24 protein-coding genes and 1 CRISPR repeat array are annotated in these 25,489 nt (G+C 64.3%); of the genes, 16 read left to right on the forward strand and 8 right to left on the reverse strand.

What is annotated here, in order from left to right; genetic code table 11:
• The first annotated feature begins 170 nt into the window (after positions 1-170).
• Genes cas3 through cas2e form a run of 8 tightly spaced genes read left to right on the forward strand, consistent with a single transcriptional unit; the run spans position 171 to position 8,325 of the window.
• Complete coding sequence (cas3, locus tag CYR32_RS09695; RefSeq protein WP_101824188.1) at positions 171-2,792, forward strand: CRISPR-associated helicase Cas3'; 2,622 nt, start codon at positions 171-173, stop codon at positions 2,790-2,792.
• Positions 2,789-4,264 carry a type I-E CRISPR-associated protein Cse1/CasA gene (casA, locus tag CYR32_RS09700; protein WP_101824189.1) on the forward strand — a complete coding sequence of 492 codons (1,476 nt, stop codon included), beginning with the start codon at positions 2,789-2,791 and terminating at the stop codon, positions 4,262-4,264. Before cas3 ends, casA begins: the two co-directional genes overlap by 4 nt.
• Positions 4,261-4,794 carry a type I-E CRISPR-associated protein Cse2/CasB gene (gene casB, locus CYR32_RS09705; RefSeq protein ID WP_101824190.1) on the forward strand — a complete coding sequence of 178 codons (534 nt, stop codon included), beginning with the start codon at positions 4,261-4,263 and terminating at the stop codon, positions 4,792-4,794. The genes casA and casB overlap by 4 nt, the downstream gene beginning before the upstream one ends.
• A complete protein-coding gene (gene cas6e / locus CYR32_RS09710) occupies positions 4,787-5,437 on the forward strand; it encodes a type I-E CRISPR-associated protein Cas6/Cse3/CasE (RefSeq protein WP_101824191.1) in 651 nt (216 codons plus the stop codon). Before casB ends, cas6e begins: the two co-directional genes overlap by 8 nt.
• Positions 5,438-5,446: 9 nt before the next feature.
• On the forward strand, positions 5,447-6,475 hold the full coding sequence (gene cas7e, locus CYR32_RS09715; RefSeq protein ID WP_101824192.1) for a type I-E CRISPR-associated protein Cas7/Cse4/CasC: 1,029 nt from the start codon (positions 5,447-5,449) through the stop codon (positions 6,473-6,475).
• Positions 6,476-6,480: 5 nt separating this feature from the next.
• A complete protein-coding gene (gene cas5e / locus CYR32_RS09720) occupies positions 6,481-7,188 on the forward strand; it encodes a type I-E CRISPR-associated protein Cas5/CasD (protein ID WP_101824193.1) in 708 nt (235 codons plus the stop codon).
• On the forward strand, positions 7,188-8,063 hold the full coding sequence (gene cas1e, locus CYR32_RS09725; protein WP_101824194.1) for a type I-E CRISPR-associated endonuclease Cas1e: 876 nt from the start codon (positions 7,188-7,190) through the stop codon (positions 8,061-8,063). The genes cas5e and cas1e overlap by 1 nt, the downstream gene beginning before the upstream one ends.
• A complete protein-coding gene (cas2e, locus tag CYR32_RS09730) occupies positions 8,041-8,325 on the forward strand; it encodes a type I-E CRISPR-associated endoribonuclease Cas2e (RefSeq protein ID WP_101824195.1) in 285 nt (94 codons plus the stop codon). Before cas1e ends, cas2e begins: the two co-directional genes overlap by 23 nt.
• Before the next feature lie 168 nt (positions 8,326-8,493).
• A CRISPR array of direct repeats spans positions 8,494-9,375; the repeat unit is 28 nt; unit sequence GAAACACCCCCACGCACGTGGGGAAGAG.
• A 133-nt stretch (positions 9,376-9,508) separates the two neighbouring features.
• On the opposite strand, the gene CYR32_RS09735 is transcribed toward cas2e, so the two are convergent.
• Positions 9,509-11,308 carry a thiamine pyrophosphate-requiring protein gene (locus CYR32_RS09735; RefSeq protein ID WP_101824196.1) on the reverse strand — a complete coding sequence of 600 codons (1,800 nt, stop codon included), beginning with the start codon at positions 11,306-11,308 and terminating at the stop codon, positions 9,509-9,511.
• A 222-nt stretch (positions 11,309-11,530) separates the two neighbouring features.
• Between CYR32_RS09735 and CYR32_RS09740 the strand changes: the two genes are divergently transcribed.
• From CYR32_RS09740 to CYR32_RS09755, 4 genes are all read left to right on the forward strand, one after another.
• Positions 11,531-11,782, forward strand: a complete 252-nt coding sequence (locus CYR32_RS09740) for a type II toxin-antitoxin system Phd/YefM family antitoxin (RefSeq protein ID WP_101824197.1) — start codon at positions 11,531-11,533, stop codon at positions 11,780-11,782.
• On the forward strand, positions 11,783-12,166 hold the full coding sequence (locus CYR32_RS09745) for a type II toxin-antitoxin system RelE family toxin (RefSeq protein WP_101824198.1): 384 nt from the start codon (positions 11,783-11,785) through the stop codon (positions 12,164-12,166).
• Positions 12,159-12,566 carry a VOC family protein gene (locus CYR32_RS09750; protein ID WP_101824199.1) on the forward strand — a complete coding sequence of 136 codons (408 nt, stop codon included), beginning with the start codon at positions 12,159-12,161 and terminating at the stop codon, positions 12,564-12,566. Before CYR32_RS09745 ends, CYR32_RS09750 begins: the two co-directional genes overlap by 8 nt.
• A gap of 100 nt (positions 12,567-12,666) precedes the next feature.
• Positions 12,667-13,638: an XdhC family protein gene (locus tag CYR32_RS09755; RefSeq protein ID WP_101824200.1), complete on the forward strand. Its 972-nt coding sequence runs from the start codon at positions 12,667-12,669 to the stop codon at positions 13,636-13,638.
• Positions 13,639-13,797: 159 nt separating this feature from the next.
• Here the strand turns inward: CYR32_RS09755 and CYR32_RS09760 are convergent, their stop codons facing one another.
• From CYR32_RS09760 to CYR32_RS09770, 3 genes are read right to left on the reverse strand one after another with little or no spacing between them, the layout of a single operon-like run.
• Positions 13,798-16,125 (reverse strand): xanthine dehydrogenase family protein molybdopterin-binding subunit, encoded by a 2,328-nt coding sequence (locus CYR32_RS09760; RefSeq protein ID WP_101824201.1) that lies wholly within the window; start codon positions 16,123-16,125, stop codon positions 13,798-13,800.
• Positions 16,122-17,117 carry an FAD binding domain-containing protein gene (locus CYR32_RS09765; RefSeq protein ID WP_101824202.1) on the reverse strand — a complete coding sequence of 332 codons (996 nt, stop codon included), beginning with the start codon at positions 17,115-17,117 and terminating at the stop codon, positions 16,122-16,124. The genes CYR32_RS09760 and CYR32_RS09765 overlap by 4 nt, the downstream gene beginning before the upstream one ends.
• The gene (locus CYR32_RS09770) at positions 17,104-17,601 is read right to left on the reverse strand and encodes a (2Fe-2S)-binding protein (RefSeq protein ID WP_101824203.1); all 498 of its coding nucleotides are present in this window, start codon (positions 17,599-17,601) and stop codon (positions 17,104-17,106) included. The genes CYR32_RS09765 and CYR32_RS09770 overlap by 14 nt, the downstream gene beginning before the upstream one ends.
• Positions 17,602-17,791: 190 nt before the next feature.
• Here CYR32_RS09770 and CYR32_RS09775 point away from each other — a divergent pair, with 190 nt between their 5' ends.
• Both CYR32_RS09775 and CYR32_RS09780 read left to right on the forward strand, forming a co-directional pair.
• Positions 17,792-18,136: a hypothetical protein gene (locus CYR32_RS09775; protein ID WP_101824204.1), complete on the forward strand. Its 345-nt coding sequence runs from the start codon at positions 17,792-17,794 to the stop codon at positions 18,134-18,136.
• 125 nt (positions 18,137-18,261) lie between these two features.
• Complete coding sequence (locus CYR32_RS09780) at positions 18,262-18,471, forward strand: hypothetical protein (protein WP_101824205.1); 210 nt, start codon at positions 18,262-18,264, stop codon at positions 18,469-18,471.
• Here the strand turns inward: CYR32_RS09780 and CYR32_RS09785 are convergent.
• From CYR32_RS09785 to CYR32_RS09800, 4 genes are all read right to left on the reverse strand, one after another.
• Positions 18,468-19,955 (reverse strand): carboxylesterase/lipase family protein, encoded by a 1,488-nt coding sequence (locus CYR32_RS09785; RefSeq protein WP_101824206.1) that lies wholly within the window; start codon positions 19,953-19,955, stop codon positions 18,468-18,470. The genes CYR32_RS09780 and CYR32_RS09785 overlap by 4 nt on opposite strands.
• Entirely contained in the window at positions 19,952-21,058 is a 1,107-nt protein-coding gene (locus CYR32_RS09790; protein ID WP_101824235.1) for an amidohydrolase family protein, read from the reverse strand. The genes CYR32_RS09785 and CYR32_RS09790 overlap by 4 nt, the downstream gene beginning before the upstream one ends.
• A gap of 135 nt (positions 21,059-21,193) precedes the next feature.
• Positions 21,194-21,841, reverse strand: coding sequence for a TetR/AcrR family transcriptional regulator (locus tag CYR32_RS09795; RefSeq protein WP_101824207.1), 648 nt, complete (start codon positions 21,839-21,841; stop codon positions 21,194-21,196).
• Positions 21,842-21,913: 72 nt separating this feature from the next.
• A complete protein-coding gene (locus CYR32_RS09800) occupies positions 21,914-23,053 on the reverse strand; it encodes an MFS transporter (protein ID WP_101824208.1) in 1,140 nt (379 codons plus the stop codon).
• A gap of 99 nt (positions 23,054-23,152) precedes the next feature.
• Between CYR32_RS09800 and CYR32_RS09805 the strand changes: the two genes are divergently transcribed.
• A complete protein-coding gene (locus CYR32_RS09805) occupies positions 23,153-23,884 on the forward strand; it encodes an IclR family transcriptional regulator (protein ID WP_101824209.1) in 732 nt (243 codons plus the stop codon).
• A 287-nt stretch (positions 23,885-24,171) separates the two neighbouring features.
• On the forward strand, positions 24,172-25,485 hold the full coding sequence (locus CYR32_RS09810; protein WP_101824210.1) for a carbohydrate porin: 1,314 nt from the start codon (positions 24,172-24,174) through the stop codon (positions 25,483-25,485).
• Positions 25,486-25,489 lie beyond the last annotated feature (4 nt).

The raw sequence follows: 25,489 nt of genomic DNA on the forward strand, positions 1-25,489 counted from the left end.
CTATTAACAGAGAGAGTTATCCAGAAAAAGAGAACTCCATTTTATTTATGCGACGGATAGATTCATTAAATACATACGGCAAACGGATAAATTGTTGTGTGATCTTATTAACAGAACATCTGATTATTGAATCTAATATTTATAGCCACGTTTTCTGGCGTAAAAATCGTATGCGTCCTCCAAAAAACATTACCTCTGATTTACCCGGCATTCCCTACCGTCAGTGCCCGGCTAAAACCTGGCAGCGACAAGACAACAAGATTGTGCTGGGCCAGGATGTATTTACCCATTGCTTAATTGTCGGGCATATTGCCCGCCGCCTGATCGCCCTGTTTCCCGTTGCACTGCGCCGGGTGTTATTTCCGTCCGGCAGTGCGCTGAGTGCCGCCAGCCATGATGTCGGAAAAGTCTCCCCCACCTTTGCCGAAAAACTGCTGCGCGCCCTGGGTGACTACCTCCCCAATACGCACCCGGCGCTCCGGCATAGTAATCCGTCACTGGAGGCCCAGTGGGGCGGCCATGCCGGTGTCAGCCAGCTGACGTTGGCCGCGCTGCGTGTGCCGCCTTATGTCGCGGAAATCGCCGGGCAGCATCATGGCTTTTCGCCCCCGGTGGCCCATTATCACGCAGCACAGCCGGTGTTTGGCGGAGAAACCTGGCAGGCAGAACGGGCCGCCCTTCTGGCAGCATTGCAACAGGAGATGCAGGAGCCGTGGCCGGCACTGAACCCGGCGCAGGCCAGGGCGCTCGCCGGGCTGACAACCGTGGCGGACTGGATCGGCTCCGGTAAGGCGTTTGACGATCCGGCCCAACCCTGGGAGCCGAAAATCGAACCGGCCCTGGCGGCGGCCGGTTTTATGCCGTTTCACCTGAAGCCCGGCCTGAGCTTTGCGCAGATCTTTGGTTTTGCCCCCCACCCGGCCCAGCAACAACTGGTTGCCGGCCTTGACGGCCCAGGGGTTTATCTGCTGGAAGCCCCGATGGGAATGGGCAAAACAGAAGCAGCCCTGTATGCCGCCTATACCGCCCTTCAGGCCGGATACGCGACAGGCATCTACTTTGCCCTGCCGACACAGCTGACCTCCAACAAGATTTACGAGCGGTTCACCCCCTTTCTGAACGCTATCCTGGCTGAAGAGGGCCCCAACCGGCGGGCGTTGTTACTGCATAGCCAGGCGTGGCTGGCCCACACCGCCCTGGGTGAGGAGGGGGAACCGGGGCAGAGCTGGTTTGATCAAAGCAAGCGCGGCCTGCTGGCCCCGTTTGCCGTGGGGACGCTTGATCAGGCCCTGATGGCGGCCATGCATGTCAAACATGGGTTTGTGCGGGCGTTCGGGCTGGCCGGCAAAGTCGTTATTCTTGATGAAGTCCATACCTATGACGCCTACACCGGCACGATCATGGACGCATTGGTTGCGCTGCTGAAGGCGCTGCACTGCACGGTGATTGTGCTCAGCGCCACCCTCAGCAACGCACGGCGGGCAGCCTTGCTGGGGCAGCCGGTGTGCGGCGACCGTGCTGCGGCACACAGCCGCTCTCCGTCTTCTCTCCCTTATCCGCTTATCAGCGCGCTGTCTGCCAACGGGCTGAATGAGGTGCCGCTGACGCCGCCCCCTTCCCATCGCGTCGCGCTCGCCTGGTGCCGCGAAGCCGAGGCACGGGAGGAGGCGCTGCGACGGGCGAAGGCGGGGCAACAGGTCTTGTGGATTGAAAACAGCGTCGCGGATGCGCAGACCTGCTTTTTGGATCTGGCAGCCCGTGCAGCCGCAGAGGGCGTGGCCTGTGGTTTGCTGCATTCACGCTATACCGCCGCCGACCGGCAGCAGCGGGAGGCGGAATGGGTCACGCTGTTCGGCAAAACCGGCCATACCCGCCGCGGCCTTCAGGGGCGAATCCTGTTCGGCAGCCCGGTACTTGAGCAGTCGCTGGATTGTGATGCTGACTTTTTAATCACCCGGTTCTGCCCGACCGATATGCTGTTACAGCGTTTAGGGCGCTTATGGCGGCACCGGGAGACACCACGCCCGGCAGAGGCCCGTTGCGAGGCCTGGATTATCGCCCCTGACCTGCACGCAGCCTGTGAAAACCCCGCCCTGTTCGGCCGCAGCCGGTCTGTTTACAGCCCTTATGTGCTCTGCCGCAGCCTTGAGGTGTGGTCAGCCCGTACCCACCTCACGCTGCCTGAGGATATCCGCCCGTTGATTGAAGCCACCTATTCCCCCCGGCCGGAGCAGGGGGCGATGCGGAAATGGCTTCACCAGCTGGATCACGGTGTGCGCGGGCAGCGCGGGCGGCTGGCCCTGCAACAACTGGCGCGCCTCTCCCTCTCGTTTGACGGCATCACCCTGCCGGAACACAAAGCCGCAACCCGCTACAGCGAAACCGAAAGCGCGGATCTGCTGCTCTTGCGCCAGATCCGTTTTCTGCCGGGGCAGCACGCCACGCAGCTCACCCTGCTGGATGGCCGGGTGCTGCACCTTCCCCACCGGCGTTCTGCACTTAATCCGCCGGAATGGCGCGCCCTGGCCGCAACGCTGGCGCAACAGGTCGTCCGGGTGCCGGCACATCAGGCCCCCGCTGCCCTGCCCCGTCGCCTGCTGGCGGAGGCCGGTTTCCATCACTGTTTCTCTCTGGGCGATCCCGCTCAGGATGAGGCGCTGCTGCGGGTCGCGCGGGTCAACCCGGACGGCAGTATGCAGGGCTGGCAGTGCGACAGCCTGAATGAGCGTTACCGGCTGGATTACTCCCTCCCTCTTGGCTTTCGTGCCAGAGAATATAAGGAAATGTCATGAGCTCTTTTAACCTGATTGACCACCCCTGGCTGCCCGTGGCGGACGGGCCGGACATCTCGCTGCGTGAGCTGTTCAGCACCCCCGGCTACCGGATGTTGGGCGGCACGCCGCCGCAAAAAATCGCATTGATGAAATGTTTGCAGGCCATCGCCCAGGCCGCGGCCACACCGGAAAGCGAGGCGCAATGGCAGGCGGGCGGCTGGCAGGCGATGCAGGCGCAGTGCCTCGTCTATCTGGAGCGCTGGCATGACCGTTTTGACCTCTATGGCGAACGGCCTTTTTTGCAGATGCCCGCCATCAGCGCCGCCAAAATCCGGCCGTATGGCGCGGTTATCCCTGAGATCGCAACCGGCAACACCTCTGTGCTCAGCCAGTGGCAGGTGGAAAAACCGTTGAGTGACGCCCAGAAAGCGCTGCTGCTGCTCACCCAGATGGGCGGCGCGCTCGGCGGGAAAAAAGCCGATAACAGCGTGGTGCTGACGCCCGGTTACCCGGGGAAAACCAAAGAGAACGGCAATATCTCCAGCGGCGGCCCCGGCCCGGCAGTCGCTTCTCGCGGCCTGCTGCACAGCCTGGTGCTGGGTGAGCATTTGCTGCAAACCCTGTGGCTGAACCTGTTTACGCCCTCTGCCGTGCAGGCAATGTTTCCCGGCGGCATCGGCACCCCACCCTGGGAGCAGATGCCGGCAGGGGAAGATTGCCTGGTGGCGCAACAGCTGAAACAGACCCTGATGGGCCGCCTGGTGCCGCTTAACCGTTTCTGCCTGCTGACAGAGACAGGGTTGCACTATTCGGAAGGGATCCTCCACGCCAACTATGCCGACGGCGTCTGGGATCCTACCGTGGCGGTCGATAACCAGGGCAAAAAGCCCCGCGCGATCTGGGCCGATCCGGAGAGGCGCCCGTGGCGGCAGCTCACCGCCCTGCTCAGCTTTATGGGCCAGGCCCGGCGCGTCACCTGCCTGCAACTTCAGGTGGCCGTGCCGCGCGCCCTGTGCCACACCACAACGTTTGCCATCTGGAGCGGTGGGTTGCGCGTCAGCAGCAATGCCGGGGAGCAGTATCCTACCGGCGGTGATGACATCGTTGACTCACTGGTCTGGCTGAACAGTGCCTGGATCGGTGAGCAGTGGTTTGAGCAGTTACAGGCGGCATTCCACCAGCTGGAACGCCTGGAAAAAACGTTGTATGCCGCCTGTTGCGGTTATTTCAGAACGCTGAATGTAGAGGGCAACGCGTTGGCCGCTCAGGCCACCCACCGCTTCTGGCAACAGGCTGAAGCCCTGTTTACCGCGCTGGTCGAGGCCTGCGGCAGCCCCGGCGGAACCGCCCTGCTTCCGCTTTACCGCCGGCTGTCCGGCCATATCCAGCAGATTTATAACCAATTTTGCCCGGCTGAAAGCGCCCGGCAGCTGGACGCCTGGGCAAAATGCCGCCCGCGTCTCTTCCTTCAACCTAAGGAGGTTTTATGACACCCGCCGGTAGCCCTACCCGACCGGACAAAGCCGGTCAGTTTGTCAGCGGCATTTTTACCTATTGCACCACCAACAAAGGGTTAGCCGCGCGCCTGCGCCGGGCTGACAACCCGGACACCGAAACACAGAGCTGGGAGGTGCTGGCCGCCTGGCGCATCAATCTTGAGTGGGAAGATGAACGGCTGCCCTATGCCACGGTTGCCGCTGCCATTGCCCGCAGTAAACAGGCCCATAACGGCAGCCTCTCCCTCGGCCGGGCGCTGGCCGCCTGCTATGACAACAACCCGGAAAACGCCCAGGGCAAAGCCAGGCTGCGCCGCCTGCTGGCCTGCCACACCACGCCGGAGTTGTGCCGCATCCTGCGCCCGCTGCTGCGGCTGATTGAGAATAAGGTCTCCGCCGTGCTGGATTACCACCGCCTGTTAAACCAGTTGCTGCGTTTTCAGGGCAATCCCCAACGGATTAAAGCGCAATGGGCCGGTGAATTTTACGGCGCACTGGATGAAGAGGCGGCAGGGAATGACTGATTTATATCTCAGTGAGCTTACGCTCGACCGCCGGGCCATGCAGGGCCTGCGCATCACCGATGCCTATTCACTGCACCGCGTGGTCTACAGCCTTTTTCATGACTGGCGCAGCGATGCCGAAAAGTTCACCAGTCTCCCCAGCGGCATTGTGTTTGCTGACCGGGGCGGCGATCTGCGTGGCCGCCATGTGCTGATGCTTTCAGACCGCCCGCCGCTGGCGACGGACATTGACGGCTACGGCCATGTCAACAGCAAGCCCCTGCCGGACAGCTTCTTTAACCACACGCGCTACCGCTTTCAGCTGATCGTCAACCCGACCCGCCGGGACGCCCGGAGCCATAAGCTGATCCCGGTCAGGGGGCGTGAGGCAATAGCGGACTGGTTCTGCCGTCGCGCGCCGCAAAACTGGGGGTTTACCGTCGCCCCCGCGTCACTGCAAATCAGCCGGGTTGAAGTGCAGTGTTTCAACGATAAGGCCCGGCGGCCGGTCACGCTGGCGCAGGCCCACCTGAATGGCCTGTTGCAGGTCACCGATCCCGTGCGTTTCCGTCACAGCGTTGCGGCCGGCATTGGCCGCGGGCGCGCCTTCGGCTGCGGCCTGCTGCAACTGGCTCCCTTTACTGATGCGCTTTTTGATAAATAAGGAACAGCAATGAACACGTCATATAAGAACTTACGTATTGAATATCACATCCTGCAATCCTTCCCGGTCAGTTGCCTGAACCGGGATGACGTCGGTGCGCCCAAAAGTGCCCTGGTGGGCGGCACCAGCCGGGCGCGCGTCAGCTCGCAGTGCTGGAAACGCCAGGTGCGCCTGACCCTGAAAGCGCTTGGGGTGACGCTGGGCGTGCGCACCAAAAAAGTGGCCCCGCTGATTGCAGAGGCGTGCCGCGGGCTGGGTGCCCCTGAAGAGGCTGCACAGGCATGCGCATCGGCGCTGGCTGCCGCATTCAGTGATGACACCCTGCTGTTTATCAGCCGCCATGAGGCGCAGGCGCTGGCGGAGTATGCCCGGCAGATTGAATTCGATGCCGGGAAAATTAACAGCAAAGAGCTGGCAAAATTATTGAAAAAAGTGGTCAACCCGGCGCTGGACGCGCTGGACATTGCGCTGTTCGGCCGGATGGTGGCCAAAGCCACGGAGCTGAATGTCGAGGCGGCCGCCTCGTTTTCCCACGCCATTTCCACTCACCGTGTCAGCAACGAAGTGGAATTCTTTACCGCGATGGATGATGCCCACCCCGACGCCATCTCCGCCCATATGGGCAGCCTGGAGTTTAATGCCGCGACTTACTACCGCTACATCAGCCTGGATCTGGGCCAGCTGGCGCAGACCCTCAGCCCGGAGGATCTGCCTGACGCCGTGGCGGCGTTTACCCAGGCGCTGTTTCTGGCCGTGCCGTCGGCACGGCAGGCGACCATGTCCGGTGCCAGCCCGTGGGACTTTGCACGGGTGCTGGTGCGGCGCGGCCAGCGGCTGCAAATGCCGTGCGAGACCGCCGTCAAAGCCCGTGACGGGGGTTACCTCGCGCCCAGCATTGAGGCGCTGACAACCTGGCTGGATAAACAGGAAGCGCTGCACGGCTCCCTGTTCGGCAAAGTGGCGGCTTATGAGTATGGCAAACGGGCCGATTTTTCTATTGACGATCTGGTCAATGCCCTGAAACAGCAAGTGGGGTAACCCTTATGCACGCACCTTATATGCTGCTGTGGCTGGAGGCACCCCTTCAGTCCTGGGGTTGCGACTCTAAATTCGGCCGCCGTGATTCCCTGCCTTTTCCAAGTAAGTCCGGCGTATTGGGGCTGATCTGTTGCGCCCTGGGCGCAGGGGGGGAACAACAGGCGCTGCTGGCTGAGCTGTCAACAGGTGATATGCAGGTGGTGGCATACGGCCCGGCGGCCCCCGGCGACCGGCCGCCGCTATTGCGGGATTTCCAGATGGTCGGCAGCGGTTATGACGATCGCGATCGCTGGCAAACACTGTTGATCCCAAAAACCTGCGAAGGCAAAAAACCCGCCATGGGCGGCGGCCCCAAACTGACCCACCGCTACTACGTGCAGGACATGGCCTTTGCCGTACTGCTGCAACTGCCCGCCGATCAGGCCGCGCGGATCGCCCACTATCTGCACGCCCCGGTGTGGGATCTCTACCTCGGCCGCAAATGTTGTGTTCCTACGGAGTTTATCTACCAGGGCACCTTTGCGCAGGCGGAAGAGGCAGAGGCACGGGCCGCCGGGCTGGCCGCCGCCAAATCACGCCGGTTCAGCTTCCGGGTGCTGGAGGGCGAACACGAAGGCGACCTGATGACCCTGAACGATGTCCCGCTGCAATTTGGTGAGCACAAGCGTTACCGCGATCGCCGGGTCACCCTCCAGACGTGGCAGGCACCGTGATGGCGCAGGGAACCCGGCTGTTTGTCGGCATTACCCGCGATACGCTGCCACAGGTGAAGGATAAGTATCCCTTTGTCTATCTGGAGCGGGGCCGGCTGGAGATAGATGACAGCAGCGTAAAGTGGCGGGATGCAGACGGCAATGTTGTCCCCCTGCCGGTGGCCACGCTGAATACGCTGCTGTTGGGGCCGGGCACGACAGTGACCCATGAGGCGATCAAAACGGCGGCCGCTGCCAACTGTGCCGTCTGCTGGGTGGGGGAAGACAGCCTGCTGTTTTATGCGGCCGGTTTTTTGCCGACGGCAGATACCCGCAACCTCAAACAGCAGATGCGCCTCGCTTCAGAGCCAGGTTCAGCCCTGGCCGTGGCACGGAAAATGTTCGCCTTGCGTTTTCCAGAAGTGGATCTGACCGGGAAAACCCTGCAGGAGATGATGGGCATGGAGGGCAGCCGGGTGCGGGCGCTTTATCAGCAGAAAGCGGAACAGTATCAGGTTGGCTGGCGCGGGCGCCACTTTATCCCTGGGAAGTTTACGCTCAGCGATATGACCAACCAGATCCTGACGGCGTGTAACGCTGCACTGTATGGCATTCTCTGCTCTGCTATTCATGCAATGGGCTATTCACCGCATATCGGGTTTATTCATTCGGGCAGTCCCCTGCCCTTTGTTTATGACATGGCCGATCTCTATAAAGCGCCTCTCTGTATCGATCTGGCCTTTTCACTGACGCGTGAGATGGCCGGGTTTTACGACAAACATAAAGTCTCCGCCGCCTTCCGCCAGCGGGTGATTAGTTTGGATCTGCTGGCACAGGTAGCAATGGACTTAACCACACTGATGGAGGGAAAACGTGCTGGTCGTCGTCGCCAATGATCTGCCGCCGGCGGTACGCGGGCGCATGAAACTTTGGTTCGTTGAACCGAAACCTCATGTTTTTGTTTCCGGTTTAAAAGACGCGGTCGCGATAAAGGTAACGGAGTATTTGATTCGTCATTGCCCGGCAGATGCAGGCGTCATCATTTTCCGCTCTCTTCTTGTGCCGCCCGGTTATGTTATCCGGGTGATCGGCACACCTAAAAAAGAGCACACGGAGCTCTCAGGCCTGCAACTGGTGTTTGAGTCTTTTCTCCCCTAATCCCTGCCCCACACTGTGGGGCAGTTTCTTTTTTTATCTCTCAGAATAAATGGCCTCCTACGCAGGCGGGAAGAGTGACCGACGTCTTAGAAGGCCGTTTCCTTCCGAGAAACACCCCACGTACGTGGGGAAGAGATCATCTTGCCTTTAGTGCTTACTGCCACCTTGGACACACCCCTACACACGTGGGGAAAAGACCTGGGCCGCAGCAATCTCTAAGGAGAGCTAGGAAACACCCCCACGCACGTGGGGAAGAGTCCAAGGCTTTAGGCTTGGCATTCGATAAGGCAGAAACACCCCCACGCACGTGGGGAAGAGGGGCGCTGCCTTTTGCAGCCGGCACTTTCCCTGGAAACACCCCCACGCACGTGGGGAAGAGTCAATGCAGGAGCTGCGCGCCCTGGTCGAGGCAGAAACACCCCCACGCACGTGGGGAAGAGCTGGCTGGAGTGACAGAACCCACACCAGAGCGGGAAACACCCCCACGCACGTGGGGAAGAGCGACCTGAGTTTCTGTCCAGTCAGCAATCTGGGGAAACACCCCCACGCACGTGGGGAAGAGCCCGTTTGACAGCACGGACAGTGGAACGCCTGAGAAACACCCCCACGCACGTGGGGAAGAGACCCGGCGAGCACGCCCACGAACGCGGACACAAGAAACACCCCCACGCACGTGGGGAAGAGAGATCTGCACAGGACAGATTAGCGGCGCGCAGGGAAACACCCCCACGCACGTGGGGAAGAGCGAGTGGACGCTATACAAGGCATCTATCAACAAGAAACACCCCCACGCACGTGGGGAAGAGCTCATGACGGGTCAACAGGTCGTGAATCGCTGGGAAACACCCCCACGCACGTGGGGAAGAGCTTTGGCGGCCGCCTCGCGCACTTTGTCATACAGAAACACCCCCACGCACGTGGGGAAGAGCATGGTCAACTATCAGGACTTGTCCGAGGTGTGGAAACACCCCCACGCACGTGGGGAAGAGTTCCCACGCGTCCTTGAACGTATCCTGCGCCAGGAAACACCCCCACGCACGTGGGGAAGAGACCACTATCCTATGGTGAAACTGCCGCTGACCGCAATATGTTGTGGTCAGCGGCGTTCAGGTGCTGCTGAAGATACGCCGATACCCAGATAAAATAAAGGGGCACTCTGTGGCGGCAGGCACTTAACCTCGCCTTACTTCTTCTCTTTATGCGGCAGCACTTCGTTGATCAGCTGGCGGGCGGTGTCGGCGATCACCTGCCCGGCCCCGCGGTCGCCTTTGACCAGCGCGGAGGTGAAGCCTTTGACCTGCTCCAGCGTCAGGTGCGGCGGGAACGGCGCGATTTCCGGGTCGGTTTTCACTTCCAGCACCACCGGGCGGTCGGCGCTGAGCGCCTCGGCCCAGGCGGCCTGTAAGGAGTCCGGCTCATCCACGAAGATCCCGCGCAACCCCAGCAGGTTGGCAAACTGGGCGTAGGGCACGTCCGGCAGCGCCTGGCTGGCCGGGTAGCGCGGGTTGCCCTCCATCACCCGCTGCTCCCAGGTGACTTCGTTCAAATCCTCATTATTGAACACGCAGATGATCAGCCGCGGGTCGTCCCAGCGCCGCCAGTATTTCTGGATGGTGATTAACTCAGCCATGTTGTTCATCTGCATCGCGCCATCCCCCACCAGCGCCACCACCGGGCGATCGGGGTGGGCGAACTTGGCGGCGATGGCGTACGGCACCGCCGCCCCCATCGACGCCAGCCCGCCGGAGAGCGAGGCGCGCTGCCCCGCCTTGGCCTGGTAGTCGCGTGCAAACCAGTTGGCGCAGGAGCCGGAGTCGGAGGTGACGATCGCGTTGTTCGGCAGCAGCGGCGACATCTCCCACACCACGCGCTGCGGGTTCACCGGTTTGGCCTCCGCCATCGCCCGGTCGCGCAGCGTCTCGCGCCAGCTCTCCATCTGTTTGGTGATGTTCTCCTGCCAGCGCCGGTCGTCGTTGTACTTGAGCAGCGGCAGCAGCGCGCGCAGGGTAGCGGCGGCGTCGCCGTGCAGGTTGATGTCCACCGGGTAGCGCAGCCCCAGCATCCCCGGGTCGATGTCGATCTGTACCGCCCGCGCCTGCCCATCTTTCGGCAGGAACTCCGCCCACGGGAAACCGGTGCCGATCATCAGCAGCGTGTCGCAGCCGGACATCATATCCGACGAGGGTTTGGTGCCGAGCATCCCAATCGCGCCGGTGACGAACGGCAGGTCGTCCGGCAGCACATCTTTGCCGAGCAGCGCTTTCGCCACGCCTGCGCCCAGCGTCTCCGCCACGTGGATCACCTCCGCCTCTGCGCCGCGCGCCCCGGCCCCGATCAGGATGGCGATTTTTTTACCGTGGTTCAGCAGATCGGCCGCCTGTTGCAGGTCAGCCTCCTGCGGCACCATCACCGGGCGGCGGTAACCGGCGCCGGAGCGGGTAAAGCCGTGCGCCTGTTTTGGCTCTTCCCAGGGCTCATCCTGCACATCTTTCGGCAGCACCAGCACGGTGACGCCGTTATTGGCGATGGCGATGCGCACCCCGCGGTCAACCAGATGGCGCACCTGCGCCGGGGCCGCCGCCTCCTGCACGAAGTCCGCCACGTCCATAAAGACGCGGTCGAGGTTCAGCTCCTGCTGATAGTGCGCGCCGCGCGCGGTACTCTCCGCCTGCCCGACAATCGCCAGCACCGGCGCGTGGTCCTGTTTCGCATCATAGAGGCCGGTGATCATATGGGTGGCACCCGGCCCGCCGGTGGAGAGGCAGACGCCCAGCTCGCCGGTGAACTTGGCGTGCGCGGTGGCCATAAAGGCCGCCATCTCCTCGTGCCGCACCTGGATAAAGTCGATCCCTTCGCCCTTTTTCCCTGCCCGCTGCAACGCGCCCAGCACGCCGTTGATGCCGTCACCGGGGTAACCATAAATACGCGTCACCCCCCATGCTTTCAGGCGTTCCACAAAAAAGTCGCTTGTCATCTTCGCCATCGCCGTTTCTCCTGTTATGGCGTATTTACGCGGGCCGCAGCCCGTCAGCCTGCATTAACCATAGTTTATTTAGCGGCAGGTGCCGTTGAGACAGGAAGGAACGCGCATGGCTTCCCCCTTTGTCCACGTTGTAAACAGGTGCAACGTACTGCATCCGGCTTGTTTAATTTTTCTCCTCTCGTAAAATAAGACTGAAATTAAGACCATTTTAAGGAGCGAAAAATGGGTGCAACCGCCATTTTTGCCAGCCATGTTGCGTCAATTACCGAGCTGAAGAAAAACCCCACAGCGACCGTCGCCTCTGCCGAGGGGGAGCCGGTAGCGATCATGAACCACAGTAAAACCGCCTTTTACTGCGTACCTGCCCCGCTGTTTGAAATGATGATGGACATTATTGATGAACGGGAATTAGCCAAACGCGTGCGCGACCGGCTCCATGAAGACGAGGTTGAGGTCAGCTGGGAGGATCTCTGAGTGCAGCAGCCTAAAAAGGAATTCAGGACACGGCTTACCTTCAAAAAGAGCGCGAAAAAGGAGTGGGATAATCTGGGCAGCACTCTCCGTGAAAAGTTTAAAAAGTTGCTGCGTAAGCGGGCAGCTTCCCGGGAAGCCCTGACCCCCAAAAAGCATCAGCTTTCCGGCGTGGATCGCTGCTACAAAATCAAACTCAAACAAGATGGTTACCGTTTGGTTTATCAGGTTACTGAAAATAAGGCGGGTGATATTACCGTCACCGTGACCGTTATTACTGTCGATCGGCGCGAAGATGTGTACGAAGGGCTGAAAGCCAAACTGGGAAGCCTGGATGCACTGTTTGAGTCGCCGTTGTTCGCCACACAGGAGGAAGAGGATGAGTAACGCTGGCCGGCATGCCATTTTACGTATCGCGCGCCCGGTGACGGAGCTGGCGGCGCGCAGTGCGCTTTACCAGGCCGGGCTGGGGCTGGAGAAACTGGGAGAGTTCATTGATCACCAGGGGTTCAGCGGCGTGATGCTCGGTTACCCCGGCGCGGCCTGGCATCTGGAGTTTACCCACTGTCCGGCGCACCCGGTCAGCCCGGCCGCCACGGCCGAGGATCTGCTGGTGCTCTACCTGCCTGATGAGGCGGAATGGGCCGCCCGTTGCCGGGCGATGGCGCAGGCCGGTTTCCGGCAGACTGCCGCCTTCAACCCCTACTGGGACAACGCCGGCCGCACCTTCCTCGACCCGGACGGCTACCGCACGGTGCTTCAGCGGCAACAGTGCCCGGTGGCGTAAACGCGTTGCCGTGTGGCTCCGTTAGCCTCCCGGTTTCCCTTTTCCCCTGCAGCGGCCATACTTTCTGCCGGAGACGTTTTTCAATCAATGGGATAGCAGAATGCAGAGTCTTGATCTCACGGTGGTGCAGCAGGCGGCGCGCTGGATCACCACGCAACCGGTGTGGCTGTGTACGGTGCTCTCGACCTTTGGCTCCTCGCCGCGTTCGCCGGGCGCGCTGATGGCGGCCACCGCCGACGGGCACTACAGTGGCTCGCTGTCGGGCGGCTGTGTGGAAGAAGATTTCATCGTCCGGCTGCGGGCCGGGGCGTTCCGGCAGGCGAGCCAGGTGGTGCGCTACGGCGACGGCGGCCTGGCACCCAACCGCGCGCTGCCGTGCGGCGGCGTGCTGGACATCCTCATTGAGTACCTGCCCTGCAACGACGCAGGCGCGGACTACCTGGCCCGGCTCGGGCAGGCGCTGGCCGGCCACGGCGCGCTGGTGAAACAGCTGACGCTGCCCGCAGCCTGCCATGCGCTCACGCCGGACAGCGGCCCCGGGGCCACCCGCGTGGCGCGTGACGGCAACCACCTGACGTTGCACATCGCCGCCGCGCCGCGGCTGGTGATTGCCGGGCTGTCGCCGGTGGCGGTCTACTGCGCCGGGTTTGCGGTGGCGCTGGGCTTTGAGACGGTGGTCTGCGAGCACCGGCCGGAGGAGCTGGAAAACCTGCGGCCGCAACTGGCCGAGGGGGTGATCGTCGAGCCGCAGTTCCCGGCGAAATTTATTGAGCAACAGGGCTGCCACGCCCACACCGCAGTGGTGGCGCTGACGCACGACCCACGCATCGATGATCTGGCGCTGATGGAGGCGGTGCAGACGCAGGCGTTCTACATCGGCGCGATGGGGTCGATGAAAAACAGCCAACGGCGGCGTGAACGGTTACAACGGATCGGCGGGTTGACGGAGGCGGAGCTGGCGCGGGTGCATGCGCCGATTGGGCTGGACCTCGGCAGCAAAACCCCGGCGGAGATTGCGCTGGCAGTGATGGCCGATGTGGTGGCGCATAAAAACCGCCGCCCGGTGGCCTGACGGCAGTGCCGCACCGGGTAGCACGGTGTGGAATGCCGCGTGCCGGAACGGCATGGCGATAGCGAAAGCGCCGTGCCGGAACGGCGTAACAGCAGCGAAAGCGCCATGCCGGAACGGCAGTAAACGCGGCGCGCCATAAGGGCGCGCCGCGGAGGGCCGTCAGATCAGCTTATCAAGGGTGATCGGCAGCTCGCGGATGCGTTTGCCGGTGGCGTGGTAGACGGCATTGCTCACCGCCGCCGCCACGCCGACAATCCCCACTTCACCCACGGTTTTCCCGCCCAGCGTGCTGGCCTGATAATCCGGCTCGCCGACGTTGATCACCTGAATCTCCGGGATGTCGGCGTTGACCGCCATCAGGTAGTCCGCCAGGTTGGCGTTGAGGATGCGCCCGTCACGCGCGTCGATCATCCCCTCCTCCAGCAGCGCCTGCCCGATGCCCATCACGATGCCGCCAATCCACTGGCTTTTGCCCAGCGTCGGGTTGTAAAGCCGCCCGCAGTCGAAGGCGCTCACCACCCGCTTGACGCGCACGGTGCCGAAATCCTCATCCACCGCCACTTCGACAAAGTGCGCGCACCAGCTGTGCGCCCCTTTGGTGCTCTCCATCATGCTGGCGCTCTGATCGGCGGTATCGCGGTCTTTTTCACCGGCATCCGGTTTGAAGGTGTCCTGATGCACCACCAGCTGATCGCGATCCGCCAGTTTCAGCAGCTCGGCGAAGGCGATGCTGTGCCCATTGGCGCGGACGTCCCCCCCGGCGAGGATCGCCGTGTCACGCGGCACGCCATACAGCGGCGAATCCGGCTCCGTCACCGCCAGCTCCAGCAGCATCTCCCGCGCTGCGCCTGCGGTTTTATGCACCGCGGCGGTCAGCAGGTTGGCGAGCTGCGAACCGCCCGCCACCGGCGCGCGCGGCAGCGCAGTGTCACCCAGCTTCACGCTGATGTCAGACGACGGCACACCCAGCACCTCAGCCGCCGTCTGCGCCAGGATGGTGTAAGTGCCGGTGCCGATGTCCGCGCCGCTGCTCTGCACCTCAATCCGCCCCTGGCGGTCGATGATGATTTTCGCCTCGCCCGGCGTGGTGTGCACCGGGTAGGTACCGGAGGCCATGCCCCAGCCGATCAGCTCCCGGCCGTTGCGCATTGAGCGCGGCTCCGGGTTGCGCTGCGACCAGCCAAAGGCGTCGGCAGCGGCGTGGTAAGCCTCGCGCAGGCGGCGGCTGGTCCACGGCACCCCTTCCGACTGATCCCGATCGGCCCAGTTGCGCAGCCGCAGTTCCAGCGGGTCGAGTGTCAGCGCGTCGGCCAGCTCATCCATCGCCACTTCCAGCGCATAGGCGCTGGGGTTCTGGCCGGGCGCGCGCATCCAGCCGGGGTTCACGGTGTTCACCCGTACCAGCCGGTGGCGGGAGAAGAAGTGTTCCGTGGCGTACATCAGCGGCGTCACCGAGTTGCACGGCTCCTGGTGCGTGTCTTCGATCGCCGTCTCGTTCCAGCTGTCATGCACCATCGACAGCAGCCGCCCTTCGGCGGTCGCGCCGAGTGACAACGCCTGCCGGGTGCGCGGCCGCCCGCCGTAGCCGGTAAAGGTCTGCGGCCGGGTCAGCACCACTTTCACCGCCCGGCCCAGGGCGCGCGTGGCGAGGCAGGCCAGCGCCACATGGCCGTGCGGCGCGCCTTTGGAGCCGAAGCCGCCGCCGACGTAGGGTGAGATCACCCGTACCTGGTCGATCGCCAGCCCAAACCACTCGGCGATGTTGTTGCGCGCGCCGCCGACCCACTGGCTCGGCTCCCAGACGGTGAGCAGGTCATCCTGCCACTGGGCGATGCAGCCGTGCAGCTCAATCGGCGAGTTGTACTCGCGCGGCGTGGTGTAGACGCCGTGTACCCGCACCGGCGCGTCGGCCATCGCGCGGTGGGCGTCGCCCCACTCCACGTCGAGATCCTCCACCGGCTCCGGCTGCGCCTGCGGGTCATCCGGGTTGATCAGCGCCGGTTCGGGCGCGTAAGCCACCTTCACCCGCGTGGCCCCTTCGGTGGCCTGCTCCAGCGTTTCCGCCACCACCAGCGCGATGTGCTGGCCGTTCCAGCGCACTTCATCGCTCTGCAACGGCACGTAGGTCGCCGCCGCCGAGCCGCCGCCGCTGAACGGGGTGCCGGGGTTGAGTTTCAGCCCGTCAAGGTGGGTGTAGACCGCCACCACACCGGGGCACTGTTTCGCCTCCTCTGTCTCAATCGAGGTGATGCGGCCATGCGGCACGGTGGCGTTGACCACCACACCGTAGAGCAGGTCGTCCGGTTTGAATTCGGCGGCGTAGCGCGCCTCCCCCTTCACTTTCAGCCGCCCTTCCAGGCGTTCACGCCCCTCGCCCAGCGCCTGCAATGGCGGTTCGGCGGTGACCGGCGTGGCAAACGGCGGGGTCAGGGTTTCACTGGCGGCGGCCTGCGGCGGGCGCTGCGTCTGTTCTGTTGGCGTGGTCATGCGAGGCCTCCGGCAATCATCAGGGCGCGGGCAATCACGCGCGGAAGAAGGGTGAGCTTGTAGCCGTTGTGCTGGTGGGCCACCGCCCCCTGGGTGATGGTCTCTGCCGCCTGCCGCAGCACCGCTTCGTCAAACGGCTGACCGCGCAGCGCCTGCTCCACCTCGCGGGCGCGCCACGGCACGGTAGCCACGCCGCCCACGGCGATCTGCACCTCAGCGATGGTGTTGTCTTTCGCCAGTTCCAGCCCTACGGCGGCGCTGGCGGCGGCGAACTCATAGGAGGCGCGGTCGCGCACTTTGAGGTAGTGGGAGCGCTTAAGCGCCGCGGTCACCGGGATCTCAATGGCAGTGATCAGCTCACCGGGGGCGAGGTCGTGCTCGAGATCGGGCCGGTCGCCGGGCTGCCAGAAGAAGGTGGCGATGGGGGTCTGGCGGCTGCTGCCGTCCGGCGCGCGCAGGTGCAGCACCGCGTCGAACGCCGTCAGCGCCACAGCCAGGTCACCGGGATAGGTGGCGATGCAGTGCGCGCTGGTGCCGAGCACCGCATGGTTGCGGTTCAGGCCGTCCAGCGCCGCACAGCCGGAGCCGGGGTTACGTTTGTTGCAGGCGTCATAGCCCTGCGGGTCGCGGAAGTAGCTGCAGCGGGTGCGCTGCAACAGGTTGCCGCCCAGCGTCGCCATATTGCGTAACTGCGCCGAGGCGGCCAGCGCCAGGCTGTCGGCTACTGCCGGGGCGGTGGCGCGGATCTGCGGGTGGTCAGCCACCCGGCTCATCTTCGCCAGGCTGCCGAGCAGGATGCGTTCGCCGGTGACGTGGATGGCGTCCAGCCCCGGCAGGTGGGTGATGTCTACCAGCCGCTCCGGCCGCTCGACTTCGCACTTCATCAGGTCGAGCTGGGTGGTACCGCCCGCCAGAAAACGGCTGCCCGCCCCGGCGGCCTGCTGCTGGGCGTCGGCTAGATCGGTGGCGCGCTGGTAATCAAAGGCTTTCATGGGCGGCCCCCTGGAGCTGGTCGGCGGCTTCGCGCACCGCAGCGACGATATGGGTGTAAGCCCCGCAGCGGCAGAGGTTGCCGCTCATGTATTCGCGGATTTCATCGTCCGACCCGGCATGCCCCTCGCGGATGCAGGCCACGGCGGACATAATCTGCCCCGGCGTGCAGTAGCCGCACTGGAAGGCATCATGCGCCAGAAATGCCTGCTGAACCGCATGCAGGGTGCCGTCCGGGGCGGCCAGCCCCTCGATGGTGGTGATCTCGGCCCCGTCGGCCTGGGCGGCCAGGGTCAGGCAGCTGAGCACCCGCTCGCCGTTCACATGCACGGTGCAGGCACCGCACTGCCCCTGATCGCAGCCCTTCTTGGCACCGGTGAGATCGGTGTGTTCGCGCAGGGCGTCGAGCAGGGTCACGCGGGAGTCCAGCGTCAGCGGCGTCTCCTGCCCGTTAATCCTGAGGCGTAAGGTCTGTTGCTGTGCCATGGTGTCCTCCTGAAAAAAGGCGGCAGAGGCGGTCTGCCGTATGGGAAATAGCCCATTAAGTATTGCGGCTATTCGCCAGAGAGCCAGCCCGATGCGGCAGGTTGCGGATTTTCCGCACAATTCCCTCCCGGCAGGAAAACGGCAGGCGCACTATACTCAAGGCTTTACCCCCCTGACCAAGGAGCCGGAGATGGCACAACCCGACCAGAGCAAACGCCGCCACTACACCCTTTACCTTGCCGATAACCATATCCTGGCGCGCAACAGCGACCAGCACCTGATCGACCTCGGCCCGGTGGAGCAGCGCGACGGCGGCTACCACTACGTGCTGGATGGCGACAACAGCCAGGGCGACGCCCTGCCCAACGCCAATGCAGTGCTGGAGGACGTGGAGCGCAACCTGACTTTCCTGTTCCTCGACGGCCAGTTTACCAGCCTGCCGGACCTCAGTGAGGAGTATGGCGAGGCCGTGGAGACCGCCCCGGCGCGGGAGATCGCGCTGGACGAGCTGGCCACCGGGCTGGACCCGGCCTGATCCCCCGCCCTTACATTCCCTTACAGTTACCCGGTGGTTTTTTCGCCCGCGCTGCGTTTTATTTAACAGCTATTTAACAGACACCCGGCCCCGCGCCGGGTCTCCGCACGCTGACACAAGGCTTTATGACCGCACCGCGCAAACATTTCCTGCTCAATTTCCTCTTTGCCCTTGCCCTGTTTTCGCTGGTGAACCTGACCCTGTTCAGCCACCGCCCCCACCCGCTGCTGCATGCGCTGGTCGCCGCGCTGTTTTTTGCCGCGCTGGTGGCGCTGGTGACCAGCGGCCGGGGCGCGCGGCTCTGGCAGCGGCTGAGGAAAACCGTGCGCCGTTAGTTCATCCTGAACTGTGTTTGCGCCTCAAGAAAATCGAGGCGCGCCGGGGCCGGTTCCGCGATCGCCTCACTGCCGTTGTTGCCGATTTGCCATATCCCCTGCCCCTGCGGGCGGTAAGGCGGCCAGGCGGCATAGCCGCTGGGGTTCGGCGCGCCGCTGCGCGCAAAGGCGAGCCAGCGTGCCATCAGCTCCCGCGACAGCGCCTGGGAGGCGGCGTCCGGCGTCATCTCCGTGTCCAGCGTGCCGAACACATAGGGGATTTCCGCCGTGTGGATCGCGCCGGGCTGGCTGCCCCGCTGTGACGCAGGCAGGTAGCGGAAGTAGTAGCGCCAGGTCGGCAGGCCGTGCTGCGCCGAGGCGGTGGCCAGCGCGCGGGTGTTGACGGTGGCAAACTTGTCGGTGGCGATCTGCGCGGCGCGCAGCGCATCCTGTCCGCTGCCGTAGCCGTCGGTGAGCTGCCGCGCCTGCTGCCACGTCGCCTCCCCCAGCCGCGCCGGGACGGAGGCGCGCCACGGCGGCGGGAAGAACCCCGCCTCATAATCATTGCTGCCGATCAGCAACGGCACGCGCCGGGTCTGCCCCTGCGCAAAAGCGTCACGGGTATGCTGCGTCAGCGTCCGGCCATCGATAAACGGCATGGTGGCGCTTCCCGGCAGCGGCAGCGCCAGCAGTTGCGCGGCAGGCAGTGCGCGCAGCGCCTGCGCCGTCGGGGCCGTTACCTTCGCCAGTGCCTGAACGAACACCGCTTCCGCCTGCGGGCGCGACGCCTCTGGCAGATCGATCGCCCCGGACTGCATAATCGCCTTGTTGAACAGCCCCGCAGCAAGCGGCGAGGCCATCAGGTAGCCCACTGACGCCCCGCCCGCGGATTCGCCCCACACCGTGACGTTGTCCGGGTCACCGCCGAACGCGGCGATGTTCTGCTTCACCCACTTCAGCGCCGCCATCTGATCCAGCAGGCCGTAGTTATTGCCGCCGTCCGCGCCCAGCGCCGGGTGGGCGATAGTGCCGAAAATGCCCAGCCGGTAGTTGAGGCTTACCACCACCGCCCCCTGCGCCGCCAGCGCCGCGCCGTTATAGAGCGGCAATGAGGCAGCCCCGAGCCGGAACGCCCCGCCATGTATCCAGACCAGCACCGGCAGGCGCTTCCCCTGCTGCGGCTGCCAGACGTTGAGCGTCAGGCAGTCTTCACTCATCGGCTGCTGCGCCAGCGCCGCTTCCGGCCCCTTGTCCGGCGGCGTCTGCATACAGGCGGCACCAAACTGCGTGGCGGCCCGCACGCCCGGCCACGGTGCGGGCGGCTGCGGCGGCTGCCAGCGCAACGCCCCCACCGGCGGCGCGGCATAGGGAATCCCGAGGTAGGCGGTGGCGGCACCGTCAGGTTTGCCCTGCACCTGGCCCTGCGCCGTGGTGACCGGTGCCTGTGCGTGGGCGGCGGTGGCCGCCATCAGCCCGGCGAGGCAGGCTAACGTTCTGCTTTTCATGCTTTTCCTTGTTTCTCCGGGGCCAGGTGTAAAATGCGCTCAGCGTTGCCACTGGCCACCGCGTGGCGCTCGCTGTCAGTGAGGGCAGCCCGTTTAAGCCATGCTACGGCGGTTTTACTGTCCTCAAACGGGTAGTCGATGGAGAACATCACATTCTCACTGCCGAAGGCATCCAGCGCACAGCGCAGGGCGCTGTCCGAGCAGACGCCGGAAGTGGTGAGGCGGACATTCTGTTTCAGGTAGTAAGAGGGCGGGTGCGGCAGCGTATGGGTGGTGTTGCTGATGGCGATGCGGCTGTCGAGCCGCCAGAGCTGGATCGGCAGGGTTTCGCCCATATGGCCCAGGATCACCTGCGCGCGCGGGAAGCGCTCAAACACCCCGCTGAACACCAGCCGCAGCGCATGGCTGCAGGTTTCCACCGCCCAGCTCCAGACCGGCCCCCACATCTCCGGGTGATCGCTGTACATGTGCGATTTGTCCGGCGGGTTGCCGGGGTGGAGGTAGACGGGCACATCCAGCGCCTGCACCCGCTCCCAGAAGATGTCGTAACGCCGGTCGTCGAGGTAGACGCCGTTGGTCTCGCCGTTGACCAGCGCGCCCTGGAAATTGAGCTGTTTCACGCAGCGCTCCAGCTCATCCGCGGCGGCTTTCGGGTCCTGCAACGCGAGGTGGGCGAAGCCGCCGTAACGGGTGGGCTGTTTCGCCACCTCCTCTGCCAGCCGGTCGTTGGCCAGCCGTGCCAGGGCGACGGCGCGCGCGCTGTCCGGCTCGATCTGCACCCCCGGCCCGGAGAGCGACAGCACGGCGAAATCCACGCCGTTTTTATCCATCACCTCCAGCCGCCGCGCCCCGAAGTCCGAGAGGATCGGCACCACCTTATCAAACAGCGCCGGGCGGATGTTCTGTTTGGTTTCTGCCAGATAATCAACAAACTCCGGCAGGATAAAGTGTTCCTCCAGCGCGATGATGCGCCGCGGCGCGGCCGGTACCGGAACAGGGGCCGGCTGCGGTGCGGCGCGCGCCGCCCCCGGCAACAACAGGCCGCTGCCCGCGGCCACGGCGGTCACGGCCGCCGAACGGATAAATTCTCTGCGATTGGACATCATGCTCTCTCCCTGTGACAAAGCCAGGCACAGAGGCGCGGCGGCCTCCGGCGAATTAGGAAACGTATTTTGTTTCCTAATTGGTTTTAACGCAGGCCGATGCCGCCGCACACTGAAAATGTGTAACCAGCTGTTTTACGCCGGGGCGGGGGTGAGCAGCAGCGGGGCCACAAAGTGCAGCACCGACCGGATGTGCGGGCGCAGGTCGGTCTGCGGCACCGGCGGCAGCACGCCCAGCGCCATATCGCGCAGCGGGGCGGCAATCGCCATAGAGAGCAGGTGGTTGCCGTCCTCCGGCTGCCAGTGCGGGTTGAGCAGATGGTGCGCCCGCAGTGTGGCGAACCACTCGCGCAGCAGCCGCCGGGCGTTGTCGATGCCTTTGGCACGGTAGAGCGCCAGCAGCGCCTCGCGGCCGGTGAACGGCGTCTGCAACAGCTTATAGAGCGCGACCGCCTCGGCGGAGAGCACCCGTTGCGCCAGCGCGCAGAGCATCTGCTCCAGCTGCGGCAGCACCGCGTCGCGGCTCGCCGGTATTTCACCGGGCAGCGGCACAATCGACGCTGACCAGAGCAGGATCACCTGTTCAATCAACCTGTCTTTGTTGGCATAAAAGCGGTAGATGGTCTTTTTGGCCATCCCGGCGGTACGTGCGACCTCATCGATGGTGGTCGCCTCATAGCCGCGCGCCTGCAGCAGGCTGATGGTCGTCGCGTGGATCTTATCCAGCAGTTCCTGTTCCGGTACCAGCGGGCGGCCGCGCCGGGCGGGCATGGTGTTTGGCATTCTCTCTCCCCTCTATTGGCGGCCCTATCTTAAAGGCTTATCCGGGGGGCGTCTCGCCTGAATGCCGCCCCGTTACCGCCGCGCCAGCAATGGTGCCAGCAGCAGCGCCAGCAGCGCCGTGGCCCAGAACGCCGGTTGGGTGCCGGGCAGCAGCGCCATAAACGAGGCACAGAACTGCCCGGAGAAGATCGCCATCGACAGCCGCGCCAGGTTTTTCCCGCGCGCGGCGGCGTGGCTCTGCGCCACTGTCTGGTGGTTCACCAGCGGCACCGACAGGCCAAAGCCCAGGCCGAGCAGCACGCCGCCCGTGACAGAGAGCGGCAGCGCCGCCGACACGGCAAACAGCAGGTGCGCGGCGGCGTAGGCGAGAAAGGCCAGCGCGAGCGTCACACGTTCACCGGCGCGCGCCACCACCCGCGGCATCCGCCAGGCGGCCGCCACCGCCACCAGCGAGACAAAGGAGAGGAAATAGCCGGTCTGCGCCTCGCCCAGCCCCAGCACATGCAGGCGCACCGGCAGGGTGATCACGGCGCTGAAGAAACAGACCATGGCAAAAAAGGCCGCGGCGTAGACGCGCCACAGCGCCCCGGCAGCGCCCGCCGGGGCGTGCGCCTCTGCGGCCTCCGGCGGGCGCGGCACCCACGCCCAGAGCATCAGCAGAAACAGCCAGGCGACCAGATAGAGCGCGAACGGCCAGCGCCAGCCCAGCGTCGCCAGCACCCCGCCGAGAAACAGGAAAATCACCCCGCCCAGCTCAATCGACATCCCCTGCCGGGCGATCATCGTCAGCCGGGCCGGCCCCTGGTAAAAGGCCGAAAGCAGCCCGGTGCCGGCGGCCATCACCAGCGCGGTGGCCCCGCCCAGCAGCACCCGGTCCGCGACGATCAGCGGCAGCCCGTGCAGCAGCGCGCCGCCCGCGCCCAGCAGCCCGTAGGCGCACAGCCCCACGGCCAGCGCCCGGTAGGCCCCGAGCCGGGCGATGCAGGCCCCGGCCAGCGGCCCGAGCAGCACCACGCCCAATGACGGCAGCGTCACCAGCCAGCCCGCCGCTTCACTCATGTGAAGATGCGCGGCGATGGTCGGCAGCCCCGGCACGATCACGCAGCCGACCATAATGGTCAGGCAGGCGATTGCCAGCAGGGTAAAGGCCCCGGCGGGGGATAACCCGGTCTTCGCCGGGCGGGTGGAAGTCTCAAGGGAGGCTGAGGGCATAGGGTGTCCAGGCTGTCCGAATAGTGGATGGTAATTCCGAATAGTGGTATAAGTGTGCGCCCGTTGTTTAAAATGTCAACGTTTAAAGGAGACTAACCCGTGGGAAGTGATACTGAATCGGGCGTGATCGCCCGCGCCGCCCTGCTGTTAAAGGTGCTGGAAACCCGGCCTCACGGCGTCAGCCTTTCTGAGCTGGCGCGCCTCAGCGGCCTGCCGCGCACCACGGTGCACCGGCTGGTGGGGTCGCTGGAGGCGCAGCAGTTTGTCAGCAGCGGTGACCGCGGCGTGAGCCTCGGCCCGGCGATGGCCCGGCTGGCGGCGGCGGCGCACACCGACATCACCGCCCTCGCCCGCCCGGCGGTTGAGGCGTTGGGAAAACGCACCCGCGAGACGGTGGATCTTTGCGTGTTCCGCGGCCTGCACGCGATCTCGGTGGATCAATACGCCTCCGATCAGGAGCTGCGGGTGATCTCGCCGATCGGCACCGCTTTCCCGATCCACACCACCGCCCACGGCAAAGCGCTGCTGGCCGCGCTGCCGCCGGAGCAATTGGGCACGCTGCTCACCGCCCCGCTGACGCCACGCACCGCCCAAAGCCTCTCTGCGGAGGCGTTACCCGCGGCGCTGGCCGCGATCCGCACGCAGAGTTACGCCACCGACCATGAGGAGCACGCAGGCGGCGTCTGTGGGCTGGGGGTGGCGCTGCGCACGGGCACCAACGAACGTTACGCCGTCTCGCTGGCCGTCCCGGCGTACCGGTTCAACGACAATAAAGAGCGCCTGCTGCGGGCGCTGATGCAGTGCAAAGCGGAGATTGAGGCGCTGGGATAAGTGAGGGGGTGCCCTGCGCCCCGGCTGGCGGGGTAAGCGGGCCGTAAACCGCGACCGCAATCACGGTTCCGGCGCGGCTGCCTTGCGAATTTTATTCAGCTGGTGAATGATTCGCGGCGTCGGATTGCTACTGCACCGCAGGCAAAACCCAGACCACCACCCCTTGACCAGGGGGTTGGCGGTCTGGGTTTTTTTTTGCCCCTTACCCGGCACGGCCCCCTTTTTTCGGCTGCACGCGCGGCCAGGGATCGCATTGCCTTTTTTTCACCCCTGACAGGGCTATAACAATGAAAATACCATCTGCCGCTTTACTGATCCCCCTGCTATTCAGCGCCGCCGCCCCGGCCGTGACCCCCGCGTGGAACGGCACCGTGCTCGGTTTTGAGGCCCCGCCCGCCCCTCTGCTTGGCGAGATGCTCGGCATCCGCCCGATCCTGACCAACCACGGCTTCAACTACCAGCTTGGCTACCTGAGCCAGCTCGCCCTGAACGCGGGCGGCGGTTATAACCACGACAGCCACGCCGCCTACATCGACCAGTTTTCGCTGACCTTCACCCAGGATCTGGAACGCTACACCGGCATCCCGGACGCGCAGATCGAGGGCAACATCGTCAACCGTAACCACAACGACAACCTCACCCTGAAGCGGTTGCAGGACAACCGGGTCAACTTCAACGATCTGGCGCAGGAGAGCTACGGCGGCCAGTCGATCACCCGCCTCGGCTGGCTGACCTTCGCCCGCAGCTTCGACCAGCGGCGGCTCACCTGGCGCGTCGGCCTGATGAACAAAGTGCAGACTTTCGACCAGATTATCCCCTGCGATTTCCAGATGCTGACGCAGTGCGGCGGCAAATCAGCCAACTCGCTGAGCTGGAATAACTGGAACGTCCACACCTGGGGCACCACGCTGTCCTACCGCCTGACACCGGCACTGACCCTCAAAGGCGGCATCATGGAGCAGAACAGCTATGCCGCCGACCGCAGCCACGCCTGGAGCTGGTCAACCAAGGGCAGCAAAGGGATGCTGCTGCCGCTGGAGCTGGAGGCGCGCACCCACGTCAACGGCCTGCCGGGGGCCTATAACCTCGGTGTGCTGTTTAACAACGCCACCCGCACCGACCTCTACCGGGCGCAGGCGGAATACCACCGCACCTGGTTCCTCTACAGCGGCCTGAACCAGCAGGTGACGCAGCGCGGCGGTGACCCGGACCGCGGCATGAGCCTCTCCTGGAGCCTGGGTGTCGCCGACCCGCGCAGCACCTACATCCACTACACCACTGCCGCCTCGATGCGCTACCGCGGCCTGTTTGATGCCCGCCCCGACGACTGGCTCGGCCTGGGGGTCAGCTATATCGAAATGAGCAACCATTACGCGCGTAACCAGGCGTACCAGAATGAGGTGCAGGGCGTGACGGACTACGGCAACGCGCTCTACAGCCCGCTGCCGGGGCATTCGATCAACGCTGAGCTTTACTACCGCTTCCGCCCTGTCGGCTGGCTGGAGCTGCAACCCGGCCTGCAATACTGGCACCACCCCGGCGGCGTGCGCGAAACGCAGGATGCCTGGGTCACCGGGTTGAAAACCGTTATTTCATTCTAAGGAG

Source organism: Chimaeribacter coloradensis (assembly GCF_002858715.1).
GTDB lineage: Bacteria > Pseudomonadota > Gammaproteobacteria > Enterobacterales > Enterobacteriaceae > Chimaeribacter > Chimaeribacter coloradensis.